The 16,831-nt window shown below is 69.2% G+C and carries 17 protein-coding genes; 8 read left to right on the forward strand and 9 right to left on the reverse strand.

All coding sequences use genetic code 11. The features are described from left to right. Window positions 1-272 precede the first annotated feature (272 nt). The 3 genes from D456_RS25470 to D456_RS0104675 all read right to left on the reverse strand — a co-directional run bounded on the left by D456_RS25470 (window position 273) and on the right by D456_RS0104675 (window position 1,005). Window positions 273-461 carry a hypothetical protein gene (locus D456_RS25470; RefSeq protein WP_239643779.1) on the reverse strand — a complete coding sequence of 63 codons (189 nt, stop codon included), beginning with the start codon at window positions 459-461 and terminating at the stop codon, window positions 273-275. A gap of 5 nt (window positions 462-466) precedes the next feature. Continuing rightward, window positions 467-742 carry a hypothetical protein gene (locus tag D456_RS0104670; protein ID WP_017574994.1) on the reverse strand — a complete coding sequence of 92 codons (276 nt, stop codon included), beginning with the start codon at window positions 740-742 and terminating at the stop codon, window positions 467-469. 62 nt (window positions 743-804) lie between these two features. Further along, on the reverse strand, window positions 805-1,005 hold the full coding sequence (locus D456_RS0104675) for a hypothetical protein (protein WP_017574995.1): 201 nt from the start codon (window positions 1,003-1,005) through the stop codon (window positions 805-807). A gap of 155 nt (window positions 1,006-1,160) precedes the next feature. On the opposite strand from D456_RS0104675, the gene D456_RS0104680 reads away from it, so the two are divergent. After that, complete coding sequence (locus D456_RS0104680) at window positions 1,161-2,084, forward strand: helix-turn-helix domain-containing protein (protein WP_017574996.1); 924 nt, start codon at window positions 1,161-1,163, stop codon at window positions 2,082-2,084. A 10-nt stretch (window positions 2,085-2,094) separates the two neighbouring features. Beyond that, complete coding sequence (locus tag D456_RS0104685; protein WP_017574997.1) at window positions 2,095-2,286, forward strand: DUF397 domain-containing protein; 192 nt, start codon at window positions 2,095-2,097, stop codon at window positions 2,284-2,286. A 55-nt stretch (window positions 2,287-2,341) separates the two neighbouring features. Here the strand turns inward: D456_RS0104685 and D456_RS0104690 are convergent, their stop codons facing one another. The 3 genes from D456_RS0104690 to D456_RS0104700 all read right to left on the reverse strand — a co-directional run bounded on the left by D456_RS0104690 (window position 2,342) and on the right by D456_RS0104700 (window position 5,197). Continuing rightward, entirely contained in the window at window positions 2,342-3,286 is a 945-nt protein-coding gene (locus tag D456_RS0104690) for an NAD-dependent epimerase/dehydratase family protein (RefSeq protein ID WP_017574998.1), read from the reverse strand. Between the two features lie 139 nt (window positions 3,287-3,425). After that, complete coding sequence (locus tag D456_RS0104695) at window positions 3,426-4,019, reverse strand: TetR/AcrR family transcriptional regulator (RefSeq protein WP_017574999.1); 594 nt, start codon at window positions 4,017-4,019, stop codon at window positions 3,426-3,428. Window positions 4,020-4,345: 326 nt separating this feature from the next. Further along, window positions 4,346-5,197 carry an FkbM family methyltransferase gene (locus D456_RS0104700; RefSeq protein WP_026115575.1) on the reverse strand — a complete coding sequence of 284 codons (852 nt, stop codon included), beginning with the start codon at window positions 5,195-5,197 and terminating at the stop codon, window positions 4,346-4,348. 342 nt (window positions 5,198-5,539) lie between these two features. Between D456_RS0104700 and D456_RS0104705 the strand changes: the two genes are divergently transcribed. Next, the gene (locus D456_RS0104705; protein WP_017575001.1) at window positions 5,540-7,285 is read left to right on the forward strand and encodes a stealth conserved region 3 domain-containing protein; all 1,746 of its coding nucleotides are present in this window, start codon (window positions 5,540-5,542) and stop codon (window positions 7,283-7,285) included. A gap of 77 nt (window positions 7,286-7,362) precedes the next feature. On the opposite strand, the gene D456_RS0104710 is transcribed toward D456_RS0104705, so the two are convergent. Further along, window positions 7,363-8,205 carry an SDR family oxidoreductase gene (locus D456_RS0104710; protein WP_017575002.1) on the reverse strand — a complete coding sequence of 281 codons (843 nt, stop codon included), beginning with the start codon at window positions 8,203-8,205 and terminating at the stop codon, window positions 7,363-7,365. Window positions 8,206-8,357: 152 nt separating this feature from the next. Between D456_RS0104710 and D456_RS0104715 the strand changes: the two genes are divergently transcribed. After that, a complete protein-coding gene (locus D456_RS0104715; protein WP_017575003.1) occupies window positions 8,358-9,125 on the forward strand; it encodes a DUF6544 family protein in 768 nt (255 codons plus the stop codon). Between the two features lie 109 nt (window positions 9,126-9,234). Here D456_RS0104715 and argG read toward each other — a convergent pair whose 3' ends face one another. Together argG and D456_RS0104725 are read right to left on the reverse strand one after the other, a co-directional pair. Beyond that, window positions 9,235-10,686, reverse strand: a complete 1,452-nt coding sequence (gene argG / locus D456_RS0104720; RefSeq protein WP_017575004.1) for an argininosuccinate synthase — start codon at window positions 10,684-10,686, stop codon at window positions 9,235-9,237. A 68-nt stretch (window positions 10,687-10,754) separates the two neighbouring features. Next, entirely contained in the window at window positions 10,755-11,324 is a 570-nt protein-coding gene (locus D456_RS0104725) for an NADPH-dependent FMN reductase (protein WP_017575005.1), read from the reverse strand. Between the two features lie 216 nt (window positions 11,325-11,540). Here D456_RS0104725 and D456_RS0104730 point away from each other — a divergent pair, with 216 nt between their 5' ends. The 4 genes from D456_RS0104730 to D456_RS0104745 all read left to right on the forward strand — a co-directional run bounded on the left by D456_RS0104730 (window position 11,541) and on the right by D456_RS0104745 (window position 16,700). Next, the gene (locus tag D456_RS0104730; protein ID WP_017575006.1) at window positions 11,541-12,023 is read left to right on the forward strand and encodes a universal stress protein; all 483 of its coding nucleotides are present in this window, start codon (window positions 11,541-11,543) and stop codon (window positions 12,021-12,023) included. Between the two features lie 6 nt (window positions 12,024-12,029). Further along, window positions 12,030-13,619: a sodium:solute symporter family transporter gene (locus tag D456_RS0104735; RefSeq protein WP_017575007.1), complete on the forward strand. Its 1,590-nt coding sequence runs from the start codon at window positions 12,030-12,032 to the stop codon at window positions 13,617-13,619. 350 nt (window positions 13,620-13,969) lie between these two features. Then, the gene (locus D456_RS0104740; protein WP_026115577.1) at window positions 13,970-15,160 is read left to right on the forward strand and encodes an anhydro-N-acetylmuramic acid kinase; all 1,191 of its coding nucleotides are present in this window, start codon (window positions 13,970-13,972) and stop codon (window positions 15,158-15,160) included. Window positions 15,161-15,194: 34 nt separating this feature from the next. Beyond that, entirely contained in the window at window positions 15,195-16,700 is a 1,506-nt protein-coding gene (locus tag D456_RS0104745; protein WP_017575009.1) for a sodium:solute symporter, read from the forward strand. The last annotated feature ends 131 nt before the right edge of the window (window positions 16,701-16,831 follow it).

The raw sequence follows: 16,831 nt of genomic DNA on the forward strand, positions 1-16,831 counted from the left end.
GCTCGGCCGGGGGAAGGCCCCTCCCCACAGGAGTGGGAGAAGGCATGCGCAAAGCCGAGCGTCAGGGGGTGTGGACCCCGACCCCAGACGAAGTCCGGCCACAGGAGCGGGACACGGGAGCGCAGACGCAAACCACGAACACACCCCGAAAAAGAAGAGAGAGCTTGAAGGAAGGGAGACCCAGCACCGTGCACCTGCGCTGGGGCCGAGCATCTGGGTCCCTGCCGGGGAAGGAGGTCTTGCACGGTGCACGTGCGCTGGGGCTTAACCCTTCATGTATCCGACGGCCATCGGATCCCGAGGTTCTGGGCGCGGTCTCCACAGGCCCGGCGGCGCTCCGCGAAGCGCCGGTCCTGGTCGCGGAGTGCGCGGCGTTCCTCGCGGTTGAGTAGCCGGTTGTCGGGGTCGGACTCGTCGTAGTTCTTCGCCCGGCTCGGGCTTCCTTTTTCTGGAGGCTGCATCGCGCTCACCCGCCTGCGCTCCTCGGCGGGGGCACGACGGGTGCCCTCGGTGCGAGCGCCCGGGTGAGCTGCTCCTCCAGCTGCCCTGGTGTGGGGGCGCTCTCGACCTGCGTGCAGTGGCCGGGGCGGTGGTAGGTGGTGGCGATCCAGGTGCGGCCGGTGTAGACGATGTGCCACCGGTGTCCCCACCGGGCGCGCAGGCGGGCCAGGGTCTCGTGTTCGGTTTCCCAGGCCTGTCCGGTCAGGTCCTGGTGCAGGCCCTCGTGGCGGGTGATGCGCACGCACAGGCGGGGGCGGCCGTCCAGGGTGGTGCGGGCGCCGCATTCGGACAGGTCGCGCTACTTCATGCGGCCCCCAGCGCGAGGTAGCGGCGCACCGCCAGCGCGAGCGGGGCGAGATCTCCGGCGGGGTCGGACACGTAGGTGCGCACCCGGTTCGCGCGGCGCGGGCGGCGCCTGTGGTGAGAGCGGCGCGGGCGGAGGTTCTCTTCTGCGCGTCGGCGTACGTGCTCGAGGTCGGACAGGGACAGGTAGCGAGGCGCCATGGGCGCACACCTCCTGGGTCAGGTGCCGGATGAAGGACCGGCGGGCTTCTGATGGCTCCATGCTGACCTCTCGCATATAAATTTGCAAGCCCCAAATTTTTAAGGTAGTTAGATATTTTTGAGGGTCAGCCATAACCATGCGAGAGAGGCGCTAAATGTCGGATTCCGAAGGAGCCGTCATAAGATCAGGCCACCAACTGAGGCCTGCGAAGAAGGAGAGCGACATCGTCAGCCCGACCCTGCGCCGACGGCGTCTCAGCCGCCTCCTCTACGAGCAGCGCGAGGGGGCCGGCCTCACTGCGAAGGCTGTCGCCGCGGAAGCCAAGAAGCGCAGCGGCAAGACCCGCGGCTGGTCCGAATCCAAGGTGAACAGACTGGAGACGGGCGACTGGAAACGCCTGTCCGCGGATGATGTGCACCTGCTCCTGGACATCTACGGCGTCACGGACCCGGCCGAGCGCGCCGGGTACGCCGACTTGGTGAGAGAGGCCGGCCAGAAGGGCTGGTGGGCGACGTACGAGAACGTGCTCGGTACCGGGCAACTCATCGGCCTGGAGTCCGAAGCGTCCTCCATCCGGTCTTACCAGTCGATGACTGTCCCCGGGCTGCTCCAGACCGAGTCCTACGCCCGTGCCATAGCTGTGGCCGGCTCCATGGGGGAGCCGGACGACATCGACCGGCGGGTCGAAGCGCGCATGCTTCGTAAGGCGATCTTCTCCAGAGCGAACCCACCCGCGTTCTGGACCGTCATCGATGAGTCCGCCCTTCTACACATCACGCCCGATCTACGTGATCAGCTGGAGTACCTTGTCGACGTCAGCCACCGGCCGAACGTCGGCATCCAGATCCTCCCTGTCACGGGTGGCCTGCACGCTGCCATGACCGCGCACTTCGTGGTCATGGACTTTCCGATGCCGGACCCACCAGTGGTGTATCTGGAGGTCGCGACGGAAGAGCTGTACCTGGAGTCTTCCGAGCAAGTCCGCCAGTACACACGCCGGTTCGACTACGTACAGAGGTCAGCCTTGTCCGTGGATGAGTCGCGCGAGCTGATCCGGAACCGTTTGTCGTCCTTGTGAAAGAGCACCGATGCCAGAAACACCCCATGCCCTGAACTTCCGCAAGAGCAGCTACAGCGGCGGGCAGACCCAGGACTGCATCGAGGTCGCCGGGTTCTCCGAGGGCGCGGCTGTCCGGGACACCCAGCACCGGGAGCTCGGCCACCTGGCCTTCCCGACCGCGGAGTGGCACGCGCTGCTCGGCGCGGCCGGCCGCGAGTAACCCGCAGCGGTGAAGGCCTCCGGTTCCGGACCGGAGGCCTTCACCGTGTCGGCCGTTACCCGGCACTCACCTGGTCGGCGTACCAGTCGAGTGTGTGCGCGAGTGCCTGGCGCAGCGGCGTGGGTGAAACCTCGAAGCGTGTCTCGAAGGCCTCCGAGACCATGTTCTGCGGGATGCGGTGCTGGTAGAACATCTCGGCGTACTCGGCCATGAACTCGGCGTCGAAGGGCCCGTAGGGGCGTGCTTCGGGGAGCACCGTGGCCTCGATCGGGCGGCCGAGGAGCTCCGCGACCAGCGCGTGGACGGCCTCCGTGCTCACCGCGGGCACCGTGGGCAGGTGCCAGACCCGGCCCCAGGCGTCGTCGGCAGCCCCACCGAGGATCGCCAGACCTGCGGCCACGTCCGGCATGAATGTGTAACTGTGCGGCAGAGCGATGTCACCGAACGCGAGGGCCGGCTCCCCGGTGAGGGCACTGGGGAAGAACGCCCCGCCGAGCGTGGAGTTGAGGACCTCGGGGCCGAAGAAGTCGGCCGAGCGACCGAGAGCGACCCGGACGTCACCGGCCATGTGCCGCTCCAGGTAGTACCGGTCCAGCTCGGCACGCATGCATCCCTTCCGGCTGGTGGCGGCCCACGGGGTGGACTCGGTGATCGCCTCGCCGTCCCTCTCGCCGTAGGGGTAGAGAGTGTCCAGCACGACCAACTGGGCACCGTGTCGTGTGGCCGCGGCGACGATCGAGTGCGCCAGGCGGGGCATCGACTCGACCTGGTGCTGGTAGGGCACGTTGACGCAGTGGTAGAGCACTGTCGCTCCCTCGGTGGCAGCCAGGGCCTGGCCCGGGTCCATGAGGTCGGCTGCAAGGGACTCGACGGCCGGGCCGAGGTCGACCGTGTTCCGGCTGACGATACGAACCGTGTTTCCGTCTGCGGCGAGATACCGGGCGAGCGTGCGGCCGGCCGGTCCCGCCCCCAGGACCACGTGGCGTTGTTGCAGGGACATGAGGGACACCTTCCTCTGTTGGTTCTGACGACTGCTTCTATAGTGAGTGATCGGTCAATCACTTCCAGGATGCAGAAGAACCCCGACAGTGAGCCGGGAAGATCTTCGGTCGGCGAAGAGGACGGTCGCGAAAACCTGCTCAGTCCACGCCTTCCCCCTCGTCGTCGCGGGGTCCGGGGCCGGCGTGGCGAATGCCAAGGTCCAGGGTCCGCGCCCAGGGCTGGTCGACCTGGTCCAGCTCCAACATGGTGACCAGGTGGCACAATTGGCCGGTCGCGATGAACCGTTGCACCTGACGCGCACCACCGCCGGAGCGGTCCGCAGCGAATCGCGTGAGGTCGGCCGTTCCGCGCCTCATCGCTTCCCGGATCTCCGGCACGTCCGCAGCCGAAAGCGCATGCACCTGCAACATCAGCAGGTCGCGGTCTGCGATGAGGTCCGCGTAGGCGCCCCCCATGGCGTCCAGGACGTCCTCGGTCTCGACCGAGGAGGCGGCCTCCGCACCCTCGGCGAGTGCCTCCTGGATCAGCTCGAAGCACCGATCGAGCGCGGCGACGAACAACTGCTTCTTGCCCGGGAAGAGCTTGAACACGTACGCCGGAGAAATCCCCGCATGCTCGGCCACGGCCGTGATCGGTGTACCCAAGTAGCCGGAAGCGGCGAAGACGTGGATCGCACTGGCGATCACGGTCGCCTTTCTGGCCTCGGCGGTGGACGTCATCTCTCTCGGCATATGAGTGACTGTACACTCACTCTTTCTTGGTGCACAACCCGAGGTCTCCGCGGTGGTCGGACGAGGCGACCGAGGGAACGCGGGCAGAGCCTGCGCGTCACGGTGTACAGCTCGGCGTCCGCGTGGTTGTTGCCCACATGGACCACACGCGTTCCGGGACCGCACACGGCACGGGAAATTCGGTTGCGCAGCTGTCCCGGACAGCACCACGACGACCGGGAGACGGCCGTGGCACAGCAGGAGCACTGGACCACGGCCGAGGCGTTGGACCGGGTCCGTGACGGGTTCCGGTACGGCTGGCCGGCGAGCCCCGACCGGGTACGCGCCTACAACTTGTCCGCGCGTGCCATCACACAGTCGAACTCCAGGACCCGACCGGTCGTCTCCTCCCGCGTCACCGGATACATCCCGGTGATCTCGAACCCGTCGGCCTCGTACACGGACACGGCCTCGTCCATCCGCGGCATGCCCTCGTAGATCTGCATCAGCGCGACCTCCGACTGCAGGCCCACGAACTCGTGCACCCGTTCCCCGCCGCCGGCGTAGGCCTCCAGGTCGAAGCCCTGGGTGTCCATCTTGAGGTAGGGGCGGGGGTCGTCGAGGCCGTCGAGGACCTTGTCGAGCAGACCGTCGAGGCGGCGTACCTCGATCTTCTCCTCCCGGCTGTCCCGGAACCGTTTGTAGCGTGTGGTCCCGAAGTCGCTCGGCCCGAGCATGGAACTCATGGATCCGTACACGACGTTGATGGTGTCGGTCCGGTCCTCCCGCCCGAGCGCGTACGGGTACACGTGCCAGTCGGGGTCGTCGGCCGCGGCCGTGCGGAGCTTCTCCGTGATCTCGGGCACGGGTTCGAAGGAGACGATCCGCCCCCGGTAGCCGTACCGGCGCAGCTGCTTGGCGTACTGCCCGGTGTTGGCGCCCACGTCCAGCACGCATCCGACCCGGTAGTGGTGCAGGAGGGAGACCACGTGTTCGGCGGCCAGGTGGGCCATGACGGCCTTGTGGTCGTGATGCACGTCGTCGGGTCTCCCACGCCGCACGACCCAGCTCCCGCGCCCCAGAGGGACGACCTCGTACCCGTGGCGGCGGCTGACCACCACGCTGCCTGATTCGAGGTCCTGCACACGGACGTTGAGCGTTCGGAGCAGGTTCAGACCACGTCTGAGCAATGTCGGCATAGTGGGCCCCACGCTAGACATCCGCACCCCCGTGTGCCATCGGACACGCGTCAACTCGCCGGTTTACACGTCCAACGGGCCGCACCACCTCCGTCGGCCGCCGTGTCCGCGGCGGTGAACGCCCCTGCGGGCGTACCGCACACGCATGCGGTCTGTCACGGACCGTTCAACGGAGGGCCATTGGCGGTGTTTCCGGAAGACAACGAATCGTTCTCTTTCCCTCTGGCCCGCCAACGCAGCGGAAGCACCCTTCGTCCCGTTTTGGGGCGCCGTGCCCGCGGCGACCTACCTGTCGCAGGACTCCGCGTCCCCCATTCCCCCAACACACGGAAGACCCGACACATGGCCCTGAGTTCCCGCATCCGACGGACCGGAGCACTGCTCGTTCCCCGGAAGGTCCGAACGCGCCGTGAGGAGGAACGCCGCACCGCACGAGAGGCCGTCGCCGAGGAACGGCGCCTGGCGAAGACCGCCCAGCGGCGCCACGATCTCCTGGAGTCCGCCCCCGACACCCGCGCCTTCGAGTACCACGGGCAGGAGCGGATCGGACGTGTGGTCGGTGGGTTCACCGCCGCCGACGCCGCCGCGCACAACCTGGAGCTGGTCACCCGCGCCCTCGAGCAGGCCGAGGTCTCTCACTTCCTGGTCAGAGGGCGCTCACCCCTGCGCCACGTCGTCGGTGTCCACCGGAAACAGCGCAAACAGTTCCTCGATGCCATGCGCGATCTGTACGACTCGAGCGCGGTCCATGCCGCCGCACCGTTGCGGGGCGGCGGGGTCGAGGGTGAGAGCGCCTACGTCGATGGGGCCCTGGACGCCGACGTCAAATCCGGCCTGACGATCCGTTTCGCCGAATACCTCCTCTCCCCCGCCGGCCGCGTCATGGGCGGGTTCGAGTACGGCTGCGACGTGGAGTTCTGGCGCGATGGAGAAACCATCGCCGCCCGGGACAACGCGGACGAGATCTTGTCGAAGCTGCGCGCCGTGCTCCCCCGACAGGCGATGTCCGGGGCCCTGGTGGCCCCGCGCCGCAACCGGGTCTGCGACCTGCTGCCCCTCGAAGCGCGCACACCCGCGACCGTGCGTGTGCGCGGGCGCGAACACCCCACCTATGAACCCTTCACCTGGCGGATGGTCGACGATGTCGACTTCCCCGTGGACGTGGTCTACACCTGGGTGGACGGTGCCGACCCCGAGCACGCCGCCGAACGCGCCCGGCACGACGACGCCGCGGTCCCGGCCCTGGCGGGCAACCGGTCCCGGTTCGTGGACCGGCAGGAGTTGCGGTACTCACTGCGGTCGCTGCACATGTACGCGCCGTTCGTGCGCCACGTGTACCTGGTCACCGACTCCCAGGTGCCCGACTGGTTGGACCCGGCGGCGGAGGGGATCACCGTGGTGGACCACCGCGACATCTTCGACGCCCCCGAGGCGCTGCCGACGTTCAACTCCCACGCCATCGAGGCGCGGCTGCACCACATCGAGGGCCTCGCCGAGCGGTACCTGTACTTCAACGACGACGTGTTCCTCGCCGGTCCGGCGCACTCGGAGGACTTCTTCCACGCCAGTGGGATCGCACGGTTGCCCTTCTCCCCGTTCCAGCTCGGGGTCGGGCCCCCGCTGCGTGACGAGGTCGCGCCCAACTCGGCCGGCAAGAACGTGCGGCACCTGCTGCACGAGAGTTTCGGCCGCCACATCACACACAAGTTCAAGCATGTGCCGCACCCGCAGATCCGCGAGGTCATGCTGGAGCTGGAGAAGCGCTACGCCGAGGAGGCCGAACGCACCGTGCGGTCACGGTTCCGCTCCCCCGAGGACGTCGCGTTCGCCGCGACCCTGCACCACCACTACGCGCTGTTGACCGGGCAGGCGGTGCCCGAAGAGTACCGGTTGCGCTACATCGACGTCGGCGGGGAGGACGCCGCGGCCGAACTCGCGCGCCTGGAGGAGGGCGAGAAGGTCGACTTCTTCTGCCTCAACGACCTGGACACACCTCCGGAGGCGGAGGAGCGGGTGAGCGGCATGCTGCGCTCGTTCCTGGAGCACCGGTTCCCGTTCCCGTCCCCGTACGAGAAGCCGGGGGCCTGAGGGGGGACGGGTGCGCCGTACGCGTCGCACCCGTCTCACACGGCTGTCCAACGCACCCGTGTTCCGACCCCCGGATCTCAGCCGGCCCGCCAGGTGCCGTCTTGAAGGGCTTCGGCAGCCTGCGGTCCCATCATGGTCAGGCCACCGTCGACGAAGAGCGAGGTCCCGGTGACGTAGGAGGCCTCGGGCTGAGCGAGGAAAGCCACGGCGGCCGCCACCTCGTAGGCGTGGCCGGGCCGTGCCAGCGGATAACCGGCCCGTGTGTCCAGCTCCGGCGGTTGCTCGTGCTGACCGGTCATGGGGGTGGCGATCTCGCCCGGCACCACGTTGTTCGCAGTGATGCCGTACAGGCTGAGCTCCAGCGCCAAGGTCCTGGTGAGGAGCTTCATCCCGCCCTTGGCGGCGCAGTAGGCCCCGGCGTTGACCCTCGGGTACTCCTCGTGGACGCTGGTGACGTTGATGATGCGTCCGCCCCGCCCGACATCGCGCATGTGGCGTCCGGCGATCTGCGAGCACAGGAACGCGCCGTCCAGGTCCACGGACAGGACTTCGCGCCAATGTTCGTAGTCGGTCTCCAACAGGGGTTGGTTCGACCCCCGACCCGCGTTGTTGACCAGGACCCCCACACCGCCGAGCTCCTCGATCAGCTCACCGACGGCGTCGGCCCCCCGCCGCGGTTCGGCGAGGTCGTGCCGGCGGATAGCCAGGCGGCGACCCGCCTTGCGGACTTCGTGCTCGGTCCGGCTGATGCCCTCGGTGTCCTCGTGGTAGGTGACGCCGATGTCGAAACCGGCCTGGGCGAGACGGATCGCACTCGCCCGCCCGATCCCGCTGTCCGCGCCCGTGACCACCGCCACGCGCTCGTAGTCGTCGAATGCTCCGGACCCCTCGACCCGGTCGGTGCCAGTGGTGACTGACATGGTCGTGCCCCCTCGTGAACAGCTCTCTCACGTGCCTCCCGCCCACCGACTACCCCAGGTACAAGTGCACACACGTCACGGGGCAGAGCCGCTCCGCGGTGCACGGCGCGGCTCTGCCCGGCCTCGGGGCAGTGCGCTCTAGGGTCGGGGCCATGGTGACTCTGCCGGCGCCCCCGGAAGCCCGAACAGCCGCACCGACCTGGGACGCCCTGATCCCGCAGACCCCGGCCACCGAGGGTTTCGATCCCGCCTCGGTCGAGGGCCTGCCCGCCCCGGTGCGGCGGTGGACGGGGCACTGCATCGCCCCGGGCGCCCCGCTGTCGACCACCGTCGTGCTGACCATGCACGGCCGTGTCTGGTTGGGGGGTTGGCGCCGGGTGCGCGCCCGACAGCTGCTCAGTGCGGCCCGCGGGTACGTGTGGGCGGGTGCCGTACGGACGGGCCCGGTGCCGCTGCACGGTTTCGACCTCTACCACGCCGGTACCGGGCGGCTGCGGTGGTCTGCCGGTGGTTTGGTACCGGTGCTCTCCGTCGAGGACCAGGACGTCGCCCGGAGCACGGCGGGGCGGCTGGCCGCGGATCTGGCTCTCACCCCGGCCGCGGCGCTGCTGCCGCAGGTGCACTGGGACGATGTCGACGACGACACCGCACACGCCGAGGTGGTCGTCGACGGCGTGGTCCACCGGATCACGATCCGGGTGAGCCCCAAGGGCCGGCTGGAGTGGATCGCGCTGCCGCGGTGGGGCGACCCGGACGGGCACGGGTACGACTTCCACCGGTTCACGGTCGTGTTCAGCGGGGAGCAGGAGGTCGACGGACTCCTGCTGCCGCAGCGGATGCGTGCCGGGTGGGGCCTGGACGCGCGCGAGGGCGCACACGAGTTCTACGACCTGGAGATCGACACGGCGGTCTGGCTCTAGCTGGGATCTCGGCCCTGAGCGCCACCACAGGGTCGGCTACGGAACGGGCCGCCCCGTCCGGGGTTCCCCGGGCGGGGCGGCCCGTCGGCTGTCGAGAAGGCCCTGGTCCTCAGTCGTTGCCGGACTCCAGAGCCACGTGGTCGAGCATGTCGCTGTCGTCCGAACCCTGGCCGCGCGAGGCGATGGCCTCGGCGCCGCCCTCGGACATCGCGCCGATGAGGCCCGTCGAGGCGGCCTGGGCCGCGCCGACGGTGTTGGGCTGCGTGGAGTCGCCGACCAGGCCGAGGCGGGAGTAGTCCTCCAGCTTGGAGCGGGAGTCGGCGATGTCCAGGTTGCGCATGGTGAGCTGACCGATGCGGTCGATGGGGCCGAACGCGGAGTCCTCGGTGCGCTCCATGGACAGCTTGTCCGGGTGGTAGCTGAACGCGGGCCCGGTGGTGTCCATGATCGAGTAGTCCTCACCGCGGCGCAGGCGCAACGTGACCTCACCGGTGACGGCAGCGCCGACCCAGCGCTGCAGGGACTCGCGCATCATCAGGGCCTGCGGCTCCAGCCAGCGTCCCTCGTACATGAGGCGGCCCAGACGGCGGCCGTCGGTGTGGTAGGCCTCGATGGTGTCCTCGTTGTGGATGGCGTTGACCAGGCGCTCGTAGGCGGTGTGCAGCAGCGCCATGCCGGGGGCCTCGTAGATGCCGCGGCTCTTGGCCTCGATGATGCGGTTCTCGATCTGGTCGGACATGCCCAGACCGTGGCGGCCGCCGATGGTGTTGGCCTCCAGGACCAGGTCGACGGCGGAGTCGAAGCTCTTGCCGTTGATGGTTACCGGACGGCCCTGCTGGAAACCGATGGTGACGTCCTCGGTCGGGATCTCGACCTCGGGGTCCCAGAAACGCACGCCCATGATGGGGTCGACGATCTCGATGCCGGTGTCGAGGTGCTCCAGGGACTTGGCCTCGTGGGTGGCGCCCCAGATGTTGGCGTCGGTGGAGTAGGCCTTCTCGGTGCTGTCGCGGTAGGGCAGGCCGCGCTCGACCAGCCACTCCGACATCTCCTTGCGGCCGCCGAGCTCGCTGACGAAGTCCGCGTCGAGCCAGGGCTTGTAGATGCGCAGGCCGGGGTTGGCGAGCAGGCCGTAGCGGTAGAACCGCTCGATGTCGTTGCCCTTGAAGGTGGAGCCGTCGCCCCAGATCTGCACGTCGTCCTCGAGCATGGCGCGCACCAGGAGGGTCCCGGTGACCGCGCGCCCGAGCGGCGTGGTGTTGAAGTAGGAACGCCCGCCGGAGCGGATGTGGAACGCCCCGCAGGCCAGGGCGGCAAGGCCCTCTTCCACCAGGGCGGCGCGCCCGTCGACCAGTCGCGCGACCTCCGCGCCGTAGTCGTTGGCGCGTTCGGCCACCGAGGGCATATCGGTTTCGTCGTACTGGCCGATGTCGGCGGTGTAGGTGCAGGGGACGGCGCCCTTCTCGCGCATCCACGCGACCGCCACCGAGGTGTCGAGGCCGCCGGAGAAGGCGATGCCGACACGTTCACCGACAGGCAGAGAGGTGAGTACCTTGGACATGAATATAAGTATGCACGATCCTGCATGCACATACAATCCGGTGGTCAGGTACGCACTCGTGAGTCGGCTCACAGCACCCCGGGCGCGCGCTTGTGCGCTGCGTGTCCCAACGCCTCCTCCAGCTCACCGACCGCCAACCGCACACGGCCGACGACCGCAGGTTCGGTGAAACGCCCCGACGCGTCCGTGCGTGTGCCCGCACGCGAGACCACGGCACAGTCCACCAGGATCGCGCCCAGCAACGTCAGCGTCGGCATGAGCGGGGTGTGTGCACGCATCCCTCCGGCCTGACCGGGCGAAGCACTGGCCAGCAGGGTCGGGCGCCCCATCAACCCACCCGAACCCACGAGCCAGTCCAGCGCGTTCTTGGTGATCCCGGCCGGGCCGTGCGCATACTCCGGGGTCGCGATGACCACACCCTCGGCCTCCGCTGCGCATGCGCGGAACTCACGCACTTCCTCGGGCCAGGCCGTCTCGTCGTTCTCCATGTCGGGATCGAACAGGGGCAGGCGTCCGGCGAGATCGGCCCCGACCACACGGACGCCGCCGGAGACCTCTTCCACCAGGTCCAACAGCGCGGCGTTGTAGGAACCTCTGCGCAGGCTTCCGCAGATCCCCAGTACCGTCCGCTCCGCCATCCGTGCACCCCGTTCCCCGTTCCCCGGTCCCCGCACCTCGAGCGCCGCAGCCGTGAAGGGACGGCCCGAACCACAGTTCTTCGATGACACTCCGTGAGGAAACTCGAACACGGCGCCGACTTCTGGGACTGAATAGGAGGGCCCGACACCAGCGGACACAACACACCACCGCAGGCCGGGCCGGTTCCGGACAGTACTCGTGAGCGGAGTCCGCTGATGGTTTCCTTCCCCACCCTGGTCCTGGTGGCCGACGACGGCTCGCCCGAGTCCGACCGGGCCGTGGCCACCGCGGCCCGGTTGACGGAGGCCACCGGATCCCGCCTGGCCCTGGTCCACGTCAAGGTCCGCTCCCCCAGCGTCACCGGGGTCACCGCGGTACCCGCGCAGGAGGAACGGCTCAACAGCCAGGGTGAGGCGTTCCTCCGGAGGCGGCGCGAGGAGCTGGCCGAACGGGGAATCCCGTCCGTCCACACCGAACTCAGGCTCACGCGGCGACCGGAACGGTCGGTCCTACGGGTCTCCGAGGAACTACGGGCCGGGCTCATCGTCGTCGGGGTACGCGGGGCGCGATCGGCCGACCGGCTGGTCCTGGGCGATCTCTCCCTGCCCCTGGCGCGTGATGCGCACTGCTCGGTCCTGGTGGTCAGGGACGGCCGGCACGGGACCGCCGAGCGCACCATCGACCCGGAACAGGGGTGAGCAGCGATGCCCGACTTCACCCTCGGCCCCATCGACCTGACCGTCCTCGTGGTCTTCGTGATCGCCGTGATCGCTGTCGCCCTCTGGGTCGGCCGCGGACAGGAAGGTTCCGAGAGCTACTTCCTCGCGAGCCGGAGCATGGTCTGGCCCGTGGTCGGGTTCTCCCTGTACGCGACCCAGTTCAGCGGCACCCAATACCTCGGCCTGGCGGGCGCCGGGTTCGAGAGCGGCATCCAGGTGTGGAACTTCGAGTGGATGGCCACGCTGGTCCTGCTGGTGTTCGCGCTGCTGATCCTGCCCTTCTACCTGCAGTCGCGGATCACCACCGTCCCGGAGTTCCTGGAGCGCCGGTACGACCGCCGTGCCCGCTACGCCTTCTCGGGTTTCACCGTGGTCACGGCCATGTTCCTCGACAGTGCGGGCGCGATGTTCGCCGGATCGCTGGTGATGTCCCTGCTGTTCCCCGAGGTGCCTCTGGGCGTGCACATCGTCATCATCGCCGTGCTGGGCGGCGGGTACGTGCTCATCGGCGGCCTGAAGTCGGTGATGATCACCGACACCATCCAAGGCGTGGTGCTGTTCGCCGCCGGGTCCGCGCTGTTCGTCATGGTCTTCGCCGAGTTCGGCTACGACTGGTCGACCCTGCCCGAGCTCGCACCGGAGGGGGGCTTCACCGTCGCCCCGCCGCCGGACGACGACCTCGTTCCCTGGCCCGGTATCTTCACCGGTGCGATCTGGCTCTCCTTCTACGTGTGGGTGGCCAACCACATCGTCGTCCAACGTGTCCTGGCAGCCAAGAACATCGACCACGGACGCTGGGGTGCCCTGTTCGCGGGGGCTCTGCAGCTCCCGGTCCTGGTGATCCTGATCTTCCCCGGGGTGCTCGCCCGGGGCCTCTACGACCCTGCCGAGGTCCCCAACAGCGACCTGGTCTGGCCCGCGCTGGTGTTCGACTTCGCCCCGGTGGGTCTGCGCGGGCTCGTGGTCGCCGCTCTGGTCTTCGCCCTGATGTCCACCCTGGACTCGGTCCTGAACGGTGCCGCGAGCCTGGTGGTCAACGACTTCGTCAAGACCCGCAACCACAGGTTCACCGAACGCCAGCTGTTGAGCATCGGCCGGTTCCTCGTGGGTGGTTTCCTGGTGGTGGCCGCTCTGTGGGCGCCGGTGATCACCACGTTCTCGGGTATCGTGGCCTACTTCCAGTCCTTCCTGGGGTACGTGACGATGCCGCTGGTGGTGGTCCTGCTCGGCGGGCTGTTCTGGAGGCGGGCCTCCACGGCCGCGGGTGTGTGGACGCTGGCGATGGTGCCGGTCGGGCTGGCCGCCTTCCTGGTCTTCGAGCTCCTGGGTGTGGGCAACCTCCAGTTCCTGTACGGGACGGGCATCATGTTCCTGCTGAGCCTGCTGGTCTTCGTGGCCATCTCGCTCAGTACCCCGGCCCCGCCGACGGAGAAGCTCGAGGCCGTCACCTGGAGCCGGCAGAACTGGCGCCAGGAGTCGCAGGAGCTGGCGGGCACACCCTGGTACAAGAACTACCGCTACATGGCCCTGGGCCTGGGGGTGGTGACGGTGTGCTCGGTGCTGCCCTTCGTCTGAGCCCTCACGCCGCTCCTCGGAGGCCCCGGAGGCCCCGGAGGCCCCCAGGGCCCGGATCGCGGTGGTCCCGGGGGCCGCGGACGAGCACCGGGGAACCACTTCGCCGGTGAGGCCGCACGCACCTACGGCCGGGGCCACTCGCACGTGTCCGCCCCGAAGCGGTCGCTCCTGTGGTCGGTCTGCCGGCGGAACGGTCCGGGCGGGGCCGTGCTCCCGGGTCCGGTACCGCACGGGTGCGGAACGGCTCTCTCCGGGGGTTGCGTGGACATCCAGGCGCGGGATATTCCTGGACGAACGTTCTTGCCGAAGTGGGCTCCGTAGATGTTTGTTCTTGACGGAGGGGGTTCTGCGTGCGAGTGCTGGGTCTGTCCTCGGGCACCTCCACCGACGGCATCGACGTCGCGGCCGGCCAATTCGCCCTCGACGGGGACCTCGTCCGGTTGCGGCCGCTCGGGCACCGCACCGTCCCCTACTCCGCTCCTCTCCGCGAGGAACTGCGCTCCGCCCTCCCGCCGGGGTCCACGACCGTGGAGACCGTGTGCCGGATCGACACCGGCATCGGCCAGGAGTTCGCCGGGGCCGCACGGGAGGCCGCCGCCGACCTGGCCGGTGGCCGGGCCGAGCTGATCGCCTCCCACGGACAGACCCTCTTCCACTGGGTGGAGGGATCGTCCGTGCACGGAACCCTGCAGCTGGGCCAGCCCGCGTGGATCGCCGAGGCCACCGGACTGCCCGTGGTCTCCGACCTGCGCACCGCCGACGTGGCCGCCGGGGGCCAGGGCGCCCCGCTGGCGGCAGTGCTCGACACGCTCCTGTTGACCGGCCGGGGCGGGTCGGCCGCGGCCCTCAACATCGGCGGTATCGCCAACGCCACGGTCGTGCCCTCCACCGGGGTGCCCACAGCGTTCGACACCGGCCCCGGCAACGCCCTCATGGACGCCGCCGTCCGCCGTGTGACCGAGGGCCGCACCGACCTGGACCTCGACGGGCGGATCGCCGCCGCGGGGCGGGTCGACCCCGACCTGCTCGCCCGTCTCCTGGCCGACCCCTACTACGGGCTCGCCCCACCCAAGTCCACGGGGTTGGAGCTGTTCGGTGCCCCCTACCTCGACGCCGTCCTGGACGCGCACACCGCCGCGCACGGGCCGGTGGAGGCTCCCGACCTCCTGGCGACCCTGGTCGAGCTGACCGCCCGCACCGTGGCCGACGCGCTCGAACCGTTCGCCGTCACCGAGGTGCACGTGTCCGGGGGCGGGGCACGCAACCCGGTGCTGTCCGCGCGCCTGGCCGAGCTCCTGCACCCCGCACGGTCGGTTCCCGCCGAGGACCTGGGGTTGGACGGCGACGCCAAGGAGGCCTACCTGTTCGCACTGCTGGGTTTCCTCACCTGGCACGGGCTCCCCGGAGCGCTCCCCTCCTGCACGGGGGCGCGCCGGGCCACCGCGGCCGGGCGCATCACCCCGGGTTCCGGTCCGCTGCGCCTGCCCGAACCCGCCACCATCGTCCCCCGGCACCTGGAGGTCGTCGGCCCGGACTGGTGATTCCCCACCCCCTACCGGCCACGGAGGTCACCGCGTGCACACCATCGACCTTGCGGTCATCGTCGTCTACCTGTTGGCCTCGGCCTGGCTCGGGCTGTGGCTCTCGGGCAAGCAACGCACGGTCCGCGACTACTTCATCGGCAGCCGACAGATGCCCTGGTGGGCGGTGTGCCTTTCGGTTGTTGCCACCGAGACCAGCGCGCTGACGGTGATCAGCACACCAGGTATCGCGTTCCTGGACAACGTCACGTTCCTGCAGGTCGCGATCGGGTACTTCATCGGCCGGCTCGTGGTGGCCTTCGTGCTGCTGCCCCGCTACTACAGCGGGGACATGACCACCGCCTACGCCTACCTCGGGGTGCGGTTCGGGCGCGGTATGCAGGGCACCGCATCGGTGACGTTCCTGTTCACCCGGCTGCTGGCCGACGGTGTACGCCTCTTCGCCGCCGCGATCCCGATGAAGATCGTGCTCGACGCCTTCGGGCTGGAGATGTCCTACTTCACGATCGTGGCGCTGCTCGGTGTCGCGACGATCCTGTACACGCTCGTGGGCGGCATCAAGGCCGTGGTGTGGGTCGACGTACTGCAGATGAGCGTCTACATGATCGGCGGGATCGTCGCCCTGGCCGTGATCGTGCAGAGCCTGGACGTCAACTTCTGGAGCGTTGCGCAGGAGGCCGGCAAGACCCAGTTCCTGGACTTCACCTCCGACCCCGTCTCCTCCCCCTACGCCACCGTCACCGCGCTGGTGGGCGGCGCCCTGCTGTCCATGGCCTCCCACGGCGCCGACCAGCTGATCGTGCAGCGCCTGCTCGGGTGCAAGAGCCTGCGCGACGCCCAGCTCGCCCTCGTCATGAGCGGGGTCGTGGTCTTCCTCCAGTTCGCGCTGTTCCTGACCGTGGGGCTGGCGCTGTACTCCTACTACGAGCAGCGGACCGTCGACCAGATGGGCCTGGCCAACTCCGACGAGCTGTTCCCGACCTTCATCGTCGACGGGATGCCGGTCGGGATCGCCGGGCTCATGCTCGCCGGGATCATGGCCGCGGCGATGAGTACCCTGTCGTCGTCCCTGTCGGCGCTGTCGTCCTCGACCATGTCCGACCTGTACCAGCGGTTCTCCCGCCGCTCCCTCGACGAGGCCGGTGCGCTGCGCATGAGCCGCCTGTTCACCCTCGGCTGGGGCCTGGTCTTCATCGGTGCGGCGGCGATGTTCACCGGCACCGACAACCCCGTGGTGGAGCTCGGACTCTCGGTGGCGAGCCTGACCTACGGCGGGCTGTTGGGCGCGTTCTTCCTCGGGATGTGGGTACCGAGGGCCCGGCAGACGGATGCGGTGGTCTCCTTCGCCGTCGCGGTCGCGACGATGTCGTCGCTGTTCCTCTTCGCACCGGATCTGGTCGGGTTCACCTGGTACACCGCGATCGGTGTCGCCATCACCCTCGGACTGGGCTACCTGCTCTCCCGGCGCCACCGTGAGGACGGGCCCGGTACGGCCGAGGACGACCTGTCTCCGCGTCCCGACGCCGAGGAGCGCGCCTGACCGACCGCCCGGCCGGGACGGACCCGCCCGGCCGGGCGCGCGCATCCACCGATCGGTGGATGCCGGCATCCACCGGATCCACCGCTGTCCAGGGGATCCGCCGGAGACCGCTCCCGGCACACGCTGGGTTC

Origin of the sequence: Nocardiopsis kunsanensis DSM 44524 (assembly GCF_000340965.1) — a bacterium.
Taxonomy (GTDB): domain Bacteria; phylum Actinomycetota; class Actinomycetes; order Streptosporangiales; family Streptosporangiaceae; genus Nocardiopsis; species Nocardiopsis kunsanensis.

Coding starts and splice junctions, on each gene's coding strand:
- D456_RS0104690 (WP_017574998.1), bottom strand. CDS start 3,286: ATGTCCCTGCAACAACGCCACGTGGTCCTGGGGGCGGGACCGGCCGGC.
- D456_RS0104710 (WP_017575002.1), bottom strand. CDS start 8,205: ATGTCAGTCACCACTGGCACCGACCGGGTCGAGGGGTCCGGAGCATTC.
- D456_RS0104695 (WP_017574999.1), bottom strand. CDS start 4,019: ATGCCGAGAGAGATGACGTCCACCGCCGAGGCCAGAAAGGCGACCGTG.
- D456_RS0104735 (WP_017575007.1), top strand. CDS start 12,030: ATGCCCGACTTCACCCTCGGCCCCATCGACCTGACCGTCCTCGTGGTC.
- D456_RS25470 (WP_239643779.1), bottom strand. CDS start 461: ATGCAGCCTCCAGAAAAAGGAAGCCCGAGCCGGGCGAAGAACTACGAC.
- D456_RS0104685 (WP_017574997.1), top strand. CDS start 2,095: ATGCCAGAAACACCCCATGCCCTGAACTTCCGCAAGAGCAGCTACAGC.
- argG (WP_017575004.1), bottom strand. CDS start 10,686: ATGTCCAAGGTACTCACCTCTCTGCCTGTCGGTGAACGTGTCGGCATC.
- D456_RS0104700 (WP_026115575.1), bottom strand. CDS start 5,197: ATGCCGACATTGCTCAGACGTGGTCTGAACCTGCTCCGAACGCTCAAC.
- D456_RS0104730 (WP_017575006.1), top strand. CDS start 11,541: ATGGTTTCCTTCCCCACCCTGGTCCTGGTGGCCGACGACGGCTCGCCC.
- D456_RS0104675 (WP_017574995.1), bottom strand. CDS start 1,005: ATGGCGCCTCGCTACCTGTCCCTGTCCGACCTCGAGCACGTACGCCGA.
- D456_RS0104705 (WP_017575001.1), top strand. CDS start 5,540: ATGGCCCTGAGTTCCCGCATCCGACGGACCGGAGCACTGCTCGTTCCC.
- D456_RS0104725 (WP_017575005.1), bottom strand. CDS start 11,324: ATGGCGGAGCGGACGGTACTGGGGATCTGCGGAAGCCTGCGCAGAGGT.
- D456_RS0104715 (WP_017575003.1), top strand. CDS start 8,358: ATGGTGACTCTGCCGGCGCCCCCGGAAGCCCGAACAGCCGCACCGACC.
- D456_RS0104680 (WP_017574996.1), top strand. CDS start 1,161: ATGTCGGATTCCGAAGGAGCCGTCATAAGATCAGGCCACCAACTGAGG.